At 70.4% G+C, this 13,742-nt stretch carries 15 protein-coding genes and 1 pseudogene; 13 read left to right on the plus strand and 3 right to left on the minus strand.

The features are described from left to right. The first annotated feature begins 238 nt into the window (after positions 1 to 238). The 13 genes from IE198_RS03820 (at position 239) to IE198_RS03875 (ending at position 11,679) form a co-directional block, all read left to right on the plus strand. Positions 239 to 1,519: a GAF domain-containing protein gene (locus tag IE198_RS03820; protein ID WP_229833713.1), complete on the plus strand. Its 1,281-nt coding sequence runs from the start codon at positions 239 to 241 to the stop codon at positions 1,517 to 1,519. Positions 1,520 to 1,532: 13 nt separating this feature from the next. Further along, the gene (locus IE198_RS03825) at positions 1,533 to 2,192 is read left to right on the plus strand and encodes a GNAT family N-acetyltransferase (RefSeq protein ID WP_189882524.1); all 660 of its coding nucleotides are present in this window, start codon (positions 1,533 to 1,535) and stop codon (positions 2,190 to 2,192) included. Between the two features lie 70 nt (positions 2,193 to 2,262). Continuing rightward, the gene (locus tag IE198_RS36535) at positions 2,263 to 2,346 is read left to right on the plus strand and encodes a putative leader peptide (protein WP_310650533.1); all 84 of its coding nucleotides are present in this window, start codon (positions 2,263 to 2,265) and stop codon (positions 2,344 to 2,346) included. 114 nt (positions 2,347 to 2,460) lie between these two features. After that, the gene (locus IE198_RS03830) at positions 2,461 to 4,158 is read left to right on the plus strand and encodes a nitrite/sulfite reductase (RefSeq protein ID WP_189882526.1); all 1,698 of its coding nucleotides are present in this window, start codon (positions 2,461 to 2,463) and stop codon (positions 4,156 to 4,158) included. After that, positions 4,155 to 4,334 carry a hypothetical protein gene (locus tag IE198_RS03835; protein WP_189882528.1) on the plus strand — a complete coding sequence of 60 codons (180 nt, stop codon included), beginning with the start codon at positions 4,155 to 4,157 and terminating at the stop codon, positions 4,332 to 4,334. Before IE198_RS03830 ends, IE198_RS03835 begins: the two co-directional genes overlap by 4 nt. Continuing rightward, the gene (locus IE198_RS03840; protein WP_189882530.1) at positions 4,331 to 5,032 is read left to right on the plus strand and encodes a phosphoadenylyl-sulfate reductase; all 702 of its coding nucleotides are present in this window, start codon (positions 4,331 to 4,333) and stop codon (positions 5,030 to 5,032) included. The genes IE198_RS03835 and IE198_RS03840 overlap by 4 nt, the downstream gene beginning before the upstream one ends. Next, positions 5,014 to 5,598, plus strand: a complete 585-nt coding sequence (gene cysC / locus IE198_RS03845; RefSeq protein WP_373299752.1) for an adenylyl-sulfate kinase — start codon at positions 5,014 to 5,016, stop codon at positions 5,596 to 5,598. Before IE198_RS03840 ends, cysC begins: the two co-directional genes overlap by 19 nt. After that, positions 5,595 to 6,533: a sulfate adenylyltransferase subunit CysD gene (gene cysD / locus IE198_RS03850; protein WP_189882534.1), complete on the plus strand. Its 939-nt coding sequence runs from the start codon at positions 5,595 to 5,597 to the stop codon at positions 6,531 to 6,533. The genes cysC and cysD overlap by 4 nt, the downstream gene beginning before the upstream one ends. 2 nt (positions 6,534 to 6,535) lie before the next feature. Then, positions 6,536 to 7,879: a sulfate adenylyltransferase subunit 1 gene (locus IE198_RS03855; RefSeq protein ID WP_189882536.1), complete on the plus strand. Its 1,344-nt coding sequence runs from the start codon at positions 6,536 to 6,538 to the stop codon at positions 7,877 to 7,879. A 215-nt stretch (positions 7,880 to 8,094) separates the two neighbouring features. After that, positions 8,095 to 9,204 (plus strand): aliphatic sulfonate ABC transporter substrate-binding protein, encoded by a 1,110-nt coding sequence (locus IE198_RS03860; RefSeq protein WP_189882538.1) that lies wholly within the window; start codon positions 8,095 to 8,097, stop codon positions 9,202 to 9,204. A 34-nt stretch (positions 9,205 to 9,238) separates the two neighbouring features. Beyond that, positions 9,239 to 10,033: an ABC transporter ATP-binding protein gene (locus tag IE198_RS03865; RefSeq protein ID WP_189882540.1), complete on the plus strand. Its 795-nt coding sequence runs from the start codon at positions 9,239 to 9,241 to the stop codon at positions 10,031 to 10,033. Then, complete coding sequence (locus tag IE198_RS03870; protein WP_189882542.1) at positions 10,020 to 10,922, plus strand: ABC transporter permease; 903 nt, start codon at positions 10,020 to 10,022, stop codon at positions 10,920 to 10,922. Before IE198_RS03865 ends, IE198_RS03870 begins: the two co-directional genes overlap by 14 nt. A gap of 7 nt (positions 10,923 to 10,929) precedes the next feature. Then, on the plus strand, positions 10,930 to 11,679 hold the full coding sequence (locus tag IE198_RS03875; RefSeq protein ID WP_189882544.1) for a sirohydrochlorin chelatase: 750 nt from the start codon (positions 10,930 to 10,932) through the stop codon (positions 11,677 to 11,679). Between the two features lie 48 nt (positions 11,680 to 11,727). On the opposite strand, the gene IE198_RS03880 is transcribed toward IE198_RS03875, so the two are convergent. The 3 genes and pseudogenes from IE198_RS03880 to IE198_RS03890 form a co-directional block, all read right to left on the minus strand. Then, positions 11,728 to 12,324 carry a TIGR03086 family metal-binding protein gene (locus tag IE198_RS03880; RefSeq protein ID WP_189882546.1) on the minus strand — a complete coding sequence of 199 codons (597 nt, stop codon included), beginning with the start codon at positions 12,322 to 12,324 and terminating at the stop codon, positions 11,728 to 11,730. A 103-nt stretch (positions 12,325 to 12,427) separates the two neighbouring features. Then, positions 12,428 to 13,053: pseudogene (locus IE198_RS03885) on the minus strand (mycothiol-dependent nitroreductase Rv2466c family protein). 95 nt (positions 13,054 to 13,148) lie between these two features. Beyond that, positions 13,149 to 13,697, minus strand: a complete 549-nt coding sequence (locus IE198_RS03890) for a DUF1697 domain-containing protein (protein ID WP_189882548.1) — start codon at positions 13,695 to 13,697, stop codon at positions 13,149 to 13,151. Between the last annotated feature and the right edge of the window lie 45 nt (positions 13,698 to 13,742).

Genomic DNA, 13,742 nt, shown 5'->3' on the forward strand with positions numbered 1-13,742 from the left:
ACCGTGATACCCCGGCCCGCGCCCGCGACGCATGTGTGGGTGGTGCTGCGCCGACACGGCACCACCCTCACCGGCGAACCGGTGCTCCGCCACCTTCGTACACGCGCACGCGTGTTCGCGACGGTTGCAAAGGGTTGCATCCTTGTGCGGCATAACGCGGCGCGCGACGGCCGGGGAGGGGGAGGATGGATTCGGCCACCCCCGCACTTCGGACCGCGGCGTCGCCGAGGAGGGCCCCGTGAAGAACTCATCGCTCGATCTGGCCAGGCTCGCGGCCATGGACACGTCCGAGGCACTGCGGCTGCTGAAGGGTGTGCGGGACGCCGCCCTGTCGGGACGCAGGCCCTCGGTAGGGCCCCGGACGGACATCGACGAGTCGTGGCAGCGGATGCTGCAGCGGGGGATGGATCCGGACCGGGACCACAGGGCAGGGCTGCTGCCGCTGGAGGAGATCGAGCGCCGCAGGAACGCCTCGCCGCTGCTGGAGGTGCTGCCGGTGCTGCGCGAGGGCCTGGTCTCCATCGCGGACGCGGCGCAGCACATCATGGTGGTCGCCGACGCGGAGGGCCGGCTGCTGTGGCGGGAGGGCAGCTCGGCGGTGCTCCGCAAGGGCGACGCGCACGGCTTCGTGCCCGGCGCCGCCTGGAGCGAGGAGTTGGTCGGCACGAACGGTGTCGGCACTGCTCTGGTCTCCCGGCGTCCTGTCCAGGTGCACTCGGCCGAGCATTTCGTCGCCACCCATCACGCCTGGACGTGCGCGGGAGCGCCGATCACCGACCCGCGTGACGGCAGGCTGATCGGCGTCGTCGACGTCAGCGGTCCGCCGTCGACCATGCATCCTGCGACCCTGGCGCTGGTCACCTCGGTGACGCGCCTCGCGGAGGCCGAGCTACGGGCGCGCCACCACAAGACGCTGGACGTGTTGCGCAGTGTCGCCTCGCCGCTGCTGGCGCGGATGACCGGACGGGCGCTGGCGGTGGACGCGAACGGCTGGCCGGCCGCGGTGACGGGCATGGCGCCGCCGTGCCGGCTGTCACTGCCGAAATCGGTCAGGGCGGGCCGGCTGTGGCTGCCGTCGCTGGGCATGTGCACGATCGAGCCATTGCCGGGCGGCTGGCTGGTACGGCCGGACGAGGCGCACCACAACGCTCCGGTACCCGGCCGGTTGGTGCTGGACCTGAGCGTGCCGCGCCGGCCTTCCGTCACGGTCACGAGCGGCTCGGGCAGCTGGTCGCACGAGCTCAGTCCCCGTCATGCCGAGTTGCTGTACGCGCTGGCGAGGAACCGCGACGGGCGGACCGCGGCGCAGCTGGCGCAGGACGTCTTCGGCGATCCGACGCGGACGGTCACGGTGCGGGCGGAGATGTCCCGGCTGCGGCGGCACCTGGCGCAGGTCCTGGCCCACCGGCCCTACCGCTTCACGGAGGAGGTCGAGGTGGACCTGGTCGTACCGGAACGTCCCGCCGATCTGCTGCCGCACTCGAGCGCCCCGGCCGTGCGGCTCGGACGGGAGTCGTGATTCCCTGGCGGCCATGAGCACCCTCACTGTGACCACCTGGTCCCTGGAGCAGACGTCGGCCGCGGACCTGCGGCCCGCGGCCGACCCGGGGGACGACATACGGATCGTGCGGGCCGAGGTCCCCTCGCCCGAGTTCAGCCGGTTCCTGTACGCGTCGGTCGGCGGTGACCTCCACTGGACCGACCGGCTCGGCATGACGTATGCCGAGTGGCAGAAGTGGCTGGACCGGCCCGGGGTCGAGACCTGGGTCGCGTACGAGAAGGGGACGCCGGCCGGTTACGTCGAGCTGGAGGCGCAGGACGACGGGACGGTGGAGATCGTCTACTTCGGGCTGATTCCGGCGTTCCGCGGCCGCCGGATCGGCGGTCATCTGCTGTCGGTCGGTGTGGCCCGGGCCTGGGACCTGGCCCAGCGGTGGCCGGGGCTGCCGCGGACGGAGCGGGTGTGGCTGCACACCTGCTCCAAGGACGGCCCGCACGCGATGGACAACTATCTGCGCCGCGGCTTCCGTCTCTTCGACACCAAGGTCGAGGAGGAGAGGAAGGTCTCGTCCCCCGGCCCCTGGCCCGGCGCCGCGGTCCGAACCGTCCCTGGCCCCGGCCTCCCTTGCCGGAACCGTCCCCAGGGGAGCCGGCGAACGTTCTTCGGTGACCCATGCCACACTGTCTCGTGATGCGGGACAGTGTTGTCCACATTCTGGATAACGGTGGACTGAGTCCAAACTCCCATGACACGCTTCCGTCATGTCCAGCACTGGAATTGCCTTGGTGAGTCGGCGGCACGTCGACCTCGGCCGCATGTCCAGCGCCATCTGTCCGGCCTGCTGACAGCCCAGCACCGCCGCACTTCGACTTTCCTCACCCCGCCCTGCGCACCGTCGCGCTTCCCCCGCGAGTGTGCAGCTCAGAGCCGCCCTCCTGCAGTCTCGAAGGACTATCGCCATGGCCGCCAGCCCGGAAAAGCCCGCCTCCGTCACGCCCCGCCGCAAGGCCGGACGCCACCGCGGCGAGGGCCAGTGGGCGATGGGGCACCACACGCCCCTCAACGGCAACGAGCAGACCAAGAAGGACGACGACGGTCTCAATGTGCGGACACGCATTGAGACGATCTACGCGCACCGTGGCTTCGACTCGATCGACGGCGCAGACCTGCGCGGCCGAATGCGCTGGTGGGGCCTGTACACCCAGCGCAAGGCCGGGATCGACGGCGGCAAGACCGCGATCCTGGAGCCGGAGGAGCTGGACGACGAGTACTTCATGCTCCGGGTGCGCATCGACGGCGGCCGGCTGACCACCGAGCAGCTTCGGGTCATCGGCGAGATCTCGCAGGAGTTCGCGCGTGGCACCGCGGACCTCACCGACCGGCAGAACGTCCAGTTCCACTGGATCCGCATCGAGGACGTCCCCGAGATCTGGCGCCGCCTGGAAGGGGTGGGCCTGTCGACGACGGAGGCGTGCGGGGACACTCCCCGTACGATCCTCGGCTCGCCGGTCGCGGGCATCGCCGCGGACGAGATCGTCGACGGCACCCCCGCCATCGACGAGATCCACCGCCGGTACATCGGCAACAAGGACTTCTCCAACCTGCCGCGCAAGTTCAAGACCGCGGTCTCCGGCTCCCCGCTGCTCGACGTCGCCCACGAGATCAACGACGTCGCCTTCGTCGGCGTCGAGCACCCCGAACACGGCCCCGGTTTCGACCTCTGGGTCGGCGGCGGCCTGTCCACCAACCCCAAGCTCGGCGTGCGGCTCGGCGCCTGGGTCCCGGTGGACGAGGTGCCGGACGCCTGGGAGGGCGTGATCTCGATCTTCCGTGACTACGGCTACCGCCGGCTGCGCAACCGCGCGCGTCTGAAGTTCCTGGTCGCCGACTGGGGCGCGGAGAAGTTCCGCCAGGTCCTCGAGGACGAGTATCTGAAGCGCCCGCTGCTCGACGGCCCCGCGCCCGAGCAGCCCGCGCAGCAGTGGCGCGACCACGTCGGCGTCCACCGCCAGAACGACGGCCGCTTCTACATCGGTTTCGCGCCGCGCGTCGGCCGCGTCGACGGGGCGACCCTCAACAAGATCGCGGAGCTGGCGGAGTCCCACGGCTCCGGCCGGGTGCGCACCACCGTCGAACAGAAGATGATCGTGCTCGACGTGGCGGAGGACCAGGTCGACTCGCTGGTCGCCGGCCTGGAGGCGCTGGACCTGCGGGTCACGCCGTCGCCGTTCCGGCGGGGCACGATGGCCTGCACCGGCATCGAGTTCTGCAAGCTGGCCATCGTCGAGACGAAGGGCCGCGGCTCGGCGCTGATCGACGAACTCGAGCGGCGGCTGCCCCGGTTCGACGAGCCGATCACCATCAACATCAACGGCTGCCCCAACGCCTGCGCGCGTATCCAGACCGCGGACATCGGTCTCAAGGGCCAGCTCATGCTCGACGACGAGGGCAACCAGGTCGAGGGCTACCAGGTACACCTCGGCGGCGCCCTGGGTCTCGACCCGGCGTTCGGGCGCAAGGTGCGCGGCCTGAAGGTCACCTCCGCCGAACTGCCCGACTACGTCGAGCGGGTCCTCGGGCGCTTCCAGGCGGAGCGCGAGGACGGCGAGCGCTTCGCCACGTGGGCGGCCAGGGCCTCCGAGGAGGCCCTCTCATGAGCGAGCGGGCTGCGCCGTTCTACTGCCCTTACTGCGGCGACGAGGACCTGCGTCCCAGCGAAGAAGGTCACGGCGCCTGGGAATGCGCGGCATGCAATCGGGCCTTCCAGTTGAAGTTCCTGGGTCTGCTGACCAAGGGACTTCAGCGGAACGACGGTGGAGGGGAACGGATATGACGACGGTTCAGGCCGAGCGGGACCTCAAGTCGCTGGCAGAGCAGGCGGGGCGGGACCTCGAAGAGGCCTCCGCCCTGGAGATTCTCAAGTGGGCGGCCGAGACCTTCGGTCCGCGCTTCTGCGTCACCTCCTCGATGGAGGACGCGGTGGTCGCCCACCTCGCCTCTCGCGTCATGCCCGGCATCGACGTCGTCTTCCTCGACACCGGCTACCACTTCGAGGAGACCATCGGCACCCGCGACGCGGTGGACGCGGTGATGGACGTCAACGTCATCACGCTCACGCCCCGCCAGTCGGTCGCCGAGCAGGACGCCGAGTACGGCCCGAGGCTGCACGACCGCGATCCGGACCTGTGCTGCGCGCTGCGCAAGGTCAAGCCGCTCGAGGAGGGCCTGACCGGGTACGACGCGTGGGCGACGGGCCTGCGCCGTGACGAGTCCCCCACCCGGGCGAACACCCCGGTCGTCGGCTGGGACGAGAAGCGGCAGAAGGTCAAGGTCTCCCCCATCGCCCGCTGGACGCAGGACGACGTGGACGCCTACGTGGCCGAGCACGGCGTGCTCACCAACCCGCTGCTGATGGACGGCTACGCCTCCGTCGGCTGCGCCCCCTGCACCCGCCGGGTGCTGGAGGGCGAGGACGCGCGCGCCGGCCGCTGGGCCGGGCGGGGCAAGACCGAATGCGGGCTGCACGGCTGATGACGACCGATCAGACTTCTTTGGAGAACGACGTGACCGGAGCCACGATCTGGCTCACGGGTCTGCCGAGCGCCGGCAAGACCACCATCGCCCACGAGCTGGCGGGCCGGCTGCGCGCGGAGGGCCACCGTGTCGAACTGCTCGACGGCGACGAGATCCGCGAGTTCCTCTCGGCGGGCCTGGGCTTCAGCCGTGAGGACCGGCACACCAATGTGCTGCGGATCGGTTTCGTCGCCGAGCTGCTCGCGTCCAACGGCGTGAAGGTCCTGGTGCCCGTCATCGCCCCGTACGCGGACAGCCGTGCGGCGGTGCGCAAGCGCCACCAGAGCGAGGGCACGCCGTACGTGGAGGTGCACGTCGCCACTCCGGTCGAGGTGTGCTCCGAGCGTGACGTCAAGGGGTTGTACGCGAAGCAGGCCGCGGGCGAGATCAGCGGACTGACCGGGGTCGACGACCCGTACGAGGAGCCCGAGACGCCCGATCTGCGGATCGAGTCCCAGAACCAGACCGTGCGGGAATCCGCCGACGCGGTCCACGCACTGCTCGCCGAAAGGGGTCTGCTGTGACGACCAGCGTCGACATCGTGAGCGAGGGAACGGACAGCCCGTACGCGCTGTCCCACCTGGACGCGCTCGAGTCCGAGGCGGTGCACATCTTCCGCGAGGTGGCGGGCGAGTTCGAGCGGCCGGTGATTCTCTTCTCCGGCGGCAAGGACTCCATCGTGATGCTGCATCTGGCGCTGAAGGCGTTCGCCCCGGCGGCCGTTCCGTTCTCGCTGCTGCACGTGGACACCGGTCACAACTTCCCCGAGGTGCTGGAGTACCGGGACCGTACGGTCGCCCGGCACGGGCTGAGGCTGCATGTGGCCTCGGTACAGGAGTACATCGACGCCGGAAAGCTGCGCGAGCGCCCGGACGGGACGCGCAACCCGTTGCAGACCGTGCCGCTGACCGAGGCGATCCAGCAGCACCGTTTCGACGCGGTGTTCGGCGGCGGCCGCCGCGACGAGGAGAAGGCCCGCGCCAAGGAGCGGGTCTTCTCGCTGCGGGACGAGTTCTCGCAGTGGGACCCGCGCCGTCAGCGGCCCGAGCTGTGGCAGCTCTACAACGGCCGCCACGCCCCCGGTGAACATGTGCGGGTCTTCCCGCTGTCGAACTGGACCGAGCTGGACGTCTGGCAGTACATCCAGCGCGAGCAGATCGAGCTGCCGCAGATCTATTTCGCGCACGAGCGTGAGGTGTTCAAGCGCTCCGGCATGTGGCTGACCGCCGGCGAGTGGGGCGGCCCGAAGGACACGGAGACGACCGAGAAGCGGCTGGTCCGCTACCGCACGGTCGGCGACATGTCCTGCACCGGCGCCGTCGACTCCGACGCCACCACACTCGACGCCGTGATCGCCGAGATCGCCGCCTCCCGCCTCACCGAGCGGGGCGCCACCCGCGCCGACGACAAGCTGTCAGAGGCCGCGATGGAAGACCGCAAGCGCGAAGGGTACTTCTAGAGATGACCAGCCCCACCGAGCAGCTGTCCGAGCAGCTGTCCGCCACCACCCTGCTGCGCTTCGCCACCGCCGGGTCCGTCGACGACGGCAAGTCCACCCTGGTCGGGCGGCTGCTGCACGACTCCAAGTCGGTGCTGACCGACCAGCTGGAGGCCGTCGAGCACGCCTCCCGCAGCCGCGGCCAGGACGCGCCTGACCTGGCGCTGCTCACCGACGGCCTGCGGGCCGAGCGGGAGCAGGGCATCACCATCGACGTGGCCTACCGCTACTTCGCCACCCCCCGGCGGCGGTTCATCCTCGCCGACACTCCCGGCCACGTGCAGTACACCCGCAACATGGTCACCGGCGCCTCCACCGCCGAGCTCGCCGTCGTCCTGGTCGACGCCCGCAACGGTGTCGTCGAGCAGACCCGCCGGCACGCCGCGGTCGCCGCTCTGCTGCGCGTCCCGCATGTGGTCCTGGCCGTCAACAAGATGGACCTCGTCGACTACGCCGAGCCTGTCTTCGCGAAGATCGCCGAGGAGTTCACCGCCTACGCGGCCTCCCTCGGCGTTCCGGAGATCACCGCGATCCCGATCTCCGCGCTCGCCGGCGACAATGTGGTGGACCCCTCCGCCAACATGGACTGGTACGGCGGCCCGACCGTGCTCGAGCACCTCGAGACGGTGCCCGTCAGCCACGACCTGACCACCTGCCACGCGCGGCTGCCCGTGCAGTACGTGATCCGCCCGCAGACGGCAGAACACCCCGACTACCGCGGCTACGCCGGTCAGATCGCCGCCGGCACCTTCCGTGTCGGCGAGTCCGTCACCGTGCTGCCGTCGGGCCGTACCTCGAAGGTCGCCGGCATCGACCTGCTGGGCAAGCCGGTGGACGTCGCCTGGACGCCCCAGTCGGTCACCCTGCTGCTGGAGGACGACATCGACGTCTCCCGCGGCGACATCATCGTGCCGACCGACGACGCACCGCCGACCACGCAGGACATCGAGGCGACCGTCTGCCATGTCGCGGACCAGCCGCTCGCCGTCGGCCAGCGGGTGCTGCTCAAGCACACCACCCGCACGGTCAAGGCCATCGTCAAGGAGATCCCCTCCCGGCTCACCCTCGACGACCTCTCCCAGCACCCGGCACCCGGACAGCTCGTCGCCAACGACATCGGCCGCGTCAAGGTGCGCACCGCCGAACCGCTGGCCCTCGACTCGTACGCGCACTCGCGCCGCACTGGCTCGTTCCTGCTCATCGACCCGGCCGACGGCACCACGCTCGCGGCCGGCATGGCAGGCGACGCCTTCGCTGCCGAGGCCGACGCACCCGCCGAACAGGACGAGGACGGCTGGGACTTCTGATGACCGACATCTACTCGACCTTCGCCAAGGAGGGCGGCCGCGTCGGCAGCGGGGCACTCGGCGCGGGCACGGGCGGGGTGGCGCGATGTGCGCGGTGACGTACGCGCACAGCACAGGCGCCCTCCGCTTCCCGCACCGAAGACCGTTCTGCCCACCGACGACCCGGCCGCGTCCGACATGACGTAGGGACCGGGCCTACGAGAGGAACCCCTCCCGTGCATGCCACTCGTACCTTCCTGGGGCGCGGCCTCGCCGCCGCAGCCGCACTGCCGCTCCTCGCCGTGGTCCTCACGGCGTGCGGCTACGGCTCCCAGGCCAAGGACGACTCGGTCGCTCCCGCCGTCACGGGCGAGAAGATCGACGGTCTCGACACCGTGAGGATCGGGTACTTCCCGAACCTCACCCATGCCACCGCCCTGGTCGGTCACCAGGAAGGCATCATCCAGAAGGAGCTGGGCGGCACCCGGCTGTCGACGGCTTCCTTCAACGCCGGGCCCTCGGAGATCGAGGCGCTGAACGCCGACTCGATCGACATCGGCTTCATCGGCCCCTCCCCCGCCGTCAACGGCTACGTCAAGTCGGGCGGCGACAACCTGCGGATCATCGGCGGTTCCGCGTCCGGCGGCGTGAAACTCGTCGTGAACCCGAAGAAGATCAAGTCCCTGGACGACGTCAAGGGCAAGAAGATCGCCACTCCGCAGCACGGCAACACCCAGGACGTGGCGTTCCTCAACTGGATCGACGAGCAGGGCTGGAAGGTCGACCCCCAGACCGGCAAGGGCGATGTCTCCGTGGTCCGCAGCGACAACAAGGTCACGCCGAGCGCCTATCTGTCCGGTTCCGTCGACGGCGCCTGGGTGCCGGAGCCGACCGCGTCGAAGCTGGTGAGCGACGGTGCGAAGGTGCTGCTCGACGAGTCGGACCTGTGGCCCGGCAAGAAGTTCGTGATCACGAACATCATCGTGTCGCAGAAGTTCCTGAAGGAGCATCCCGGCGTCGTCGAGGCGGTGCTGCGCGGCACGGTGAAGACCAACAAGTGGATCAACGCCCATCCCGAGGAGGCGAAGGCCTCGGCCAACGCCAAGATCGAGGAGCTGACCGGCAAGTCACTGCCGCCCGAGGTGATCGACCCGGCGTGGAAGTCGATCCGGTTCACCGACGACCCACTGGCGGCGACCCTCGGCGCGCAGGCGGACCACGCGGTGAAGGCCGGTCTGCTGGAGCAGCCCGACCTCGCCGGGATCTACGACCTGAAGCCGCTGAACAAGGTCCTCGAGTCCCAGGGCGGCCCCGCGGTCGCCGACGCCGGGCTCGGCGTCAAGTAACCCGTAGCAGCCGAGTTCCCAGGAGGTGACGACCATGGCCACTGCCATCGCCAAGGCCGAGGACCGCGTGAGTGTCGAGCACGAGTACGCGGCGCGCCTCGGGCATGTCTCCAAGTCCTTCAACGGGCCCGCCGGGCCGCAGCTCGTGCTGGACGACATCACGCTCGATGTCGCGCCGGGCGAGTTCGTCACCCTCCTCGGGGCCTCGGGCTGCGGGAAGTCGACGCTGCTGAACCTGGTCGCCGGACTGGACCGGCCGACCGCGGGGTCCATCGAGACCCCCGGTGGCCGGCCCGCGCTGATGTTCCAGGAGCACGCCCTGTTCCCGTGGCTGACCGCGGGCAAGAACATCGAACTCGCGCTCAAGCTGCGCGGCGTGCCGAAGGGAGCGCGGCGCCAGGAGGCGGAGCGGCTGCTGGAGCTGGTGCGGCTCGGCGGCGCGTTCCGCAAGCGGGTGCACGAGCTGTCGGGCGGCATGCGGCAGCGGGTCGCCATGGCCCGCGCCCTGGCGCAGGACAGCCGGCTGCTGCTGATGGACGAGCCGTTCGCGGCGCTCGATGCCATCACCCGGGACGTGCTGCACGACGAGCTGACCCGGATCTGGCGGGAGACGAACGTGTCGGTCCTGTTCGTCACCCACAACGTCCGTGAGGCGGTGCGGCTCGCCCAGCGGGTGGTGCTGCTGTCGTCACGGCCGGGACGCGTGGCCCGTGAGTGGACCGTCGACATCGACCAGCCGCGACGCATCGAGGACACCGCGGTGGCGGAGCTGTCCGTCGAGATCACCGAAGAACTGCGTGGGGAGATCCGCCGACATGGCCAGCACTGATACGACCACTGCCGGGAAGGGCACGGACAAGGCCGACGACCTGGCGGGTCTGGAGGCCGGCCTCGACGCGCTGGACGCGGTCCAGGTGAACCGCACGCCGGTGCGCGAGGTGCTGCTGCACAAGGTGCTGCCGCCGCTGGCCGCCGTGGCACTGGTCCTCGTCGCCTGGCAGCTGCTGGTGTGGGCGGAGGTCACGGAGGACTACAAGCTGCCGGCGCCGTCCGCGGTGTGGGACAGCGTGTCCGACATGTGGCTGAAGGGCACACTGTTCGAGGTCATCTGGACCAGCGTCTCTCGTGGTCTGCTCGGCTTCCTGCTGGCTCTCGCCATCGGCACGCCGCTCGGGCTGGTGGTCGCACGGGTCAAGTTCGTGCGTGCGGCGATCGGTCCGATCCTGTCCGGTCTGCAGTCGCTGCCGTCCGTGGCCTGGGTGCCGCCGGCCGTGATCTGGCTCGGACTGAACGACAAGATGATGTTCGCCGTGATCCTGCTGGGCGCGGTCCCCTCGATCGCGAATGGACTGGTGTCCGGTGTCGACCAGGTGCCGCCGCTGTTTTTGCGGGCCGGCCGCACGCTCGGCGCGACCGGGCTGAAGGGCGCCTGGCACATCGTGATGCCGGCGGCGCTGCCGGGGTATGTGGCGGGCCTGAAGCAGGGCTGGGCGTTCTCGTGGCGTTCGCTGATGGCTGCGGAGATCATCGCCTCCTCCCCCGACCTGGGCCTCGGGCTCGGCCAGTTGCTGGAGAACGGCCGCAACAACGCCGACATGCCAGGGGTGTTCCTCGCCATCGTCCTGATTCTGATCGTCGGCATCGCGATCGACCTGCTGATCTTCAGTCCGCTGGAGCGGTGGGTGCTGCGCAGCCGCGGTCTTCTCGTCAGGAGCTGAGCCGGCGATGCACCACAGCAGCCCTGTCCTCCTCGTCATAGCGCACGGCAGCCGCGACCCGCGGCACGCCGCGACCGTCCACGCCCTCACGGGGCGGGTGCGGTCGCTGCGGCCTGGGCTGCGCGTCGAGACCGCGTTCCTCGACTTCAACGCCCCCTCGGTGCCGCAGGTCCTCGGCCGTCTGGCGGCCGAAGGCGTACGGGACGTGGTGGCGCTGCCTCTGCTGCTGACACGCGCCTTCCACGCCAAGGCGGACATCCCCACCGTGCTCCGCCAGGCGCCGCCGGCGCTGCGGATCCGGCAGGCCGAGGTCCTCGGCCCGTCGCCGCTGCTGCTCGCCGCCGTCGAGCGGCGGCTGTACGAGGCGGGCCTCACGCCCGCGGACAAGAGCTCGACGGGCCTGGTGCTGGCCGCCGCGGGCTCCACAGACCCGGAGGCGATCGCAGTGATCGTCCAAACAGCGCGGGAGCTGCGGCACACCGGTTGGTGCGCCGTGCGACCTGCGTTCGCCTCCGCATCCCTTCCGCGCACCGAGGACGCGGTCCGCTCGCTCCGGGCGGACGGCTTCGCGCGTGTCGCGGTGGCTCCGTACGTGATCGCCCCCGGCCGGCTTCCCGACCGCATCGCGGTCGGCGCGGACGCCGGCGGGGCGAACGTCGTGGCGGACGTGCTGGGCCCCTCGCCGGAGCTGGCACGGCTGCTGCTGGGCCGCTACGACGAGGCGCGGGCCGAGCAGCTGCTGGCGGCCACCGCCTAGCAGAGCTTCGTTCCATGGCCTTGTCACGTGACACCCCACCGGCGTCGGTCACGTGGTGACGGGGGCACTCCAGCGGGGGTCGCGTCCGGAGTTCGCCAGCGCCCGTTCGAAGGGGGTCGCGGCGGCGGGCATCACTACGGGCTCGGCGAAGCCGTCGTACTGGCGGTAGACCTCGGCGTGGGCGTCGACCACGGACAGGATCAGCGCGCCGGTCGCTTCGGTGGTGCGGAACTCCTGGCCGGTGGCACGGGCCAGGTCCCAGCCGTGGACGGCGAGCTCCTTGGTGATCAGCGAGGCGATCTCGGGTGCCGGCATGGCGGTGAACCCGAGGTCGATCCCGCCCTCCCAGACGGCCGGGTCCCGCCATGCCGCGAGGGCGCGCTCCATCTGTTCCGCGTAGGCCTGCGCCCAGTCGGCGTCGGCGGTGAAGTCCCGCCCGGTCAGTTCGTCGGGCAACGGCTTGCGCAGGGCCCGGTGTTCCAGGCCGTGGGAGGTGTAGAGGACGAGGTGGTTGACGAGGGTCCGGACGTCCCAGTCGGCGCAGGGCGTCGGCCCGGCGAGTCGTGCGGGGTCCACACCGCGGGCGACACGGACCGCTTCTGCGGCGCATTCGGTCAGGGCGGGGAACACGGTCTGCTTGTTCATGGCAGTGACGGTAGGGCGGGCCCCGGACCGGGGTCTTGAACAAACGCGACAGCCGAGCCGGGAGCGGACGCCGGGTCGAAGACCAGGCCGCCGGGGCGGACGCCTAGTCGAAGACCAGGCCGCCGGTGCGGGCGCGCTTCAGCTCGAACAGGTCCGGGTGGTTCGCGAGCACCCGGAAGCTGTCGAAGAGCTGCGCGGCCTCCTTGCCCCGCGGTACCGAGTTCAGCACCGGTCCGAACCAGACGGTGCCGTCGACGTGGATCGTCGGCGTGCCGACATAGGCGTCGGCACCCGGGTCCTTGCCGGCGTCGTGGCTGCGGCGGACAGCCGCGTCGTACGTGGGGTCGTGCGCGGCTTCAGCCAGGTTGGCGGGCAGTCCCACCGCGGCGAGGGACTTCATGACGACCTCGTCGAAGTCCTCGTTCTTCTCATGATGGATGCCGGTCCGAAGGCGGTGTAGAGGTCGCGCAGCACTTCGTCTCCGTGCCGCTCGGCCGCGGCGGCGGCGACCCGCACCGGGCCGATCGACTTGTCGACCAACTCGCGGTACCAGCCGGGCAGTTCGTTGCCGAGGTTGTGGAGGTACAGGCTCATCACCCGGAAGCGCAGGTCGAGCGCACGCTCGCGTTCGACCTCGAGCAGCCAGCGTGAGGTGATCCAGGCGAAGGGGCAGGCGGGGTCGAAGTAGAAGTCGACGGCGGTCTTGGTCCCGGTGTCCGTGGTGGGCATATCCACGACCCTAGTCGGCAAGTGGCACGCTTCCCTGGGCCATTCACAAACCGTTCGAACGGGCCACTTCCGCGTCCCCCCAGGCCCGTGGGGAGTCAGTCACGGGTCATCGCCACGAGTTTGACGACGGTGTTCCAGTTGCGGCTGGTGGCGACGACCCCCTCGAGCAGGCCGGGCCGGGAGAGGGTGACGGCGAGCTTCGAGCGACCGAGTCCGTCCGGCGCGTACAGATACAGCGAACGGTCGCCGAGCCGGAACTCCTCAGGCAGATGGGCCGCCGCGTCGACGGATGCGAACCGGTCCGCGTCGACCGGCTCGGAGAAGAACGTGACGTGCAGTTGCCTGCCCTGGAGCGAGGCCGCCGGGAACGGGCAGGCGTCGGCCACGGCGCGCAGATAGGTGCCGCTGCGAACCAGGGTGTCGACGCGGAAGCCGAACGCCTTCTCGATGGCCTGCTCCAGACCGGCGGCGAGCGCGTCCTCGTCCTTCTCCCCACTGCTGAACACCGCGTTGCCGCTCTGCAGGTACGTGGCGACGTCGCCGTGGCCCAAACCGCTGAGGACGGCACGGAGTTCCGCCATGGGGACCTTCCTGCTGCCACCGACGTTGATCCCGCGCAGGAGTGCCGCATACTTCCTCGTCATGCCTGGAACGATAAGCGGTCGCCGTGCCCCGTGGGGGAGGGCACG

Source organism: Streptomyces xantholiticus (assembly GCF_014651015.1).
In the GTDB taxonomy this organism is placed as follows: domain Bacteria; phylum Actinomycetota; class Actinomycetes; order Streptomycetales; family Streptomycetaceae; genus Streptomyces; species Streptomyces xantholiticus.

What these genes read in the sequence shown, in the direction of transcription:
- IE198_RS03880 (WP_189882546.1), bottom strand. Translation starts at nt 12,324, where the DNA reads ATGAACAAGCAGACCGTGTTCCCCGCCCTGACCGAATGCGCCGCAGAA.
- IE198_RS03830 (WP_189882526.1), top strand. Translation starts at nt 2,461, where the DNA reads ATGGCCGCCAGCCCGGAAAAGCCCGCCTCCGTCACGCCCCGCCGCAAG.
- IE198_RS36535 (WP_310650533.1), top strand. Translation starts at nt 2,263, where the DNA reads ATGTCCAGCACTGGAATTGCCTTGGTGAGTCGGCGGCACGTCGACCTC.
- cysC (WP_373299752.1), top strand. Translation starts at nt 5,014, where the DNA reads ATGCGGGCTGCACGGCTGATGACGACCGATCAGACTTCTTTGGAGAAC.
- IE198_RS03840 (WP_189882530.1), top strand. Translation starts at nt 4,331, where the DNA reads ATGACGACGGTTCAGGCCGAGCGGGACCTCAAGTCGCTGGCAGAGCAG.
- IE198_RS03835 (WP_189882528.1), top strand. Translation starts at nt 4,155, where the DNA reads ATGAGCGAGCGGGCTGCGCCGTTCTACTGCCCTTACTGCGGCGACGAG.
- IE198_RS03825 (WP_189882524.1), top strand. Translation starts at nt 1,533, where the DNA reads ATGAGCACCCTCACTGTGACCACCTGGTCCCTGGAGCAGACGTCGGCC.
- IE198_RS03855 (WP_189882536.1), top strand. Translation starts at nt 6,536, where the DNA reads ATGACCAGCCCCACCGAGCAGCTGTCCGAGCAGCTGTCCGCCACCACC.
- IE198_RS03870 (WP_189882542.1), top strand. Translation starts at nt 10,020, where the DNA reads ATGGCCAGCACTGATACGACCACTGCCGGGAAGGGCACGGACAAGGCC.
- IE198_RS03865 (WP_189882540.1), top strand. Translation starts at nt 9,239, where the DNA reads ATGGCCACTGCCATCGCCAAGGCCGAGGACCGCGTGAGTGTCGAGCAC.
- IE198_RS03890 (WP_189882548.1), bottom strand. Translation starts at nt 13,697, where the DNA reads ATGACGAGGAAGTATGCGGCACTCCTGCGCGGGATCAACGTCGGTGGC.
- IE198_RS03875 (WP_189882544.1), top strand. Translation starts at nt 10,930, where the DNA reads ATGCACCACAGCAGCCCTGTCCTCCTCGTCATAGCGCACGGCAGCCGC.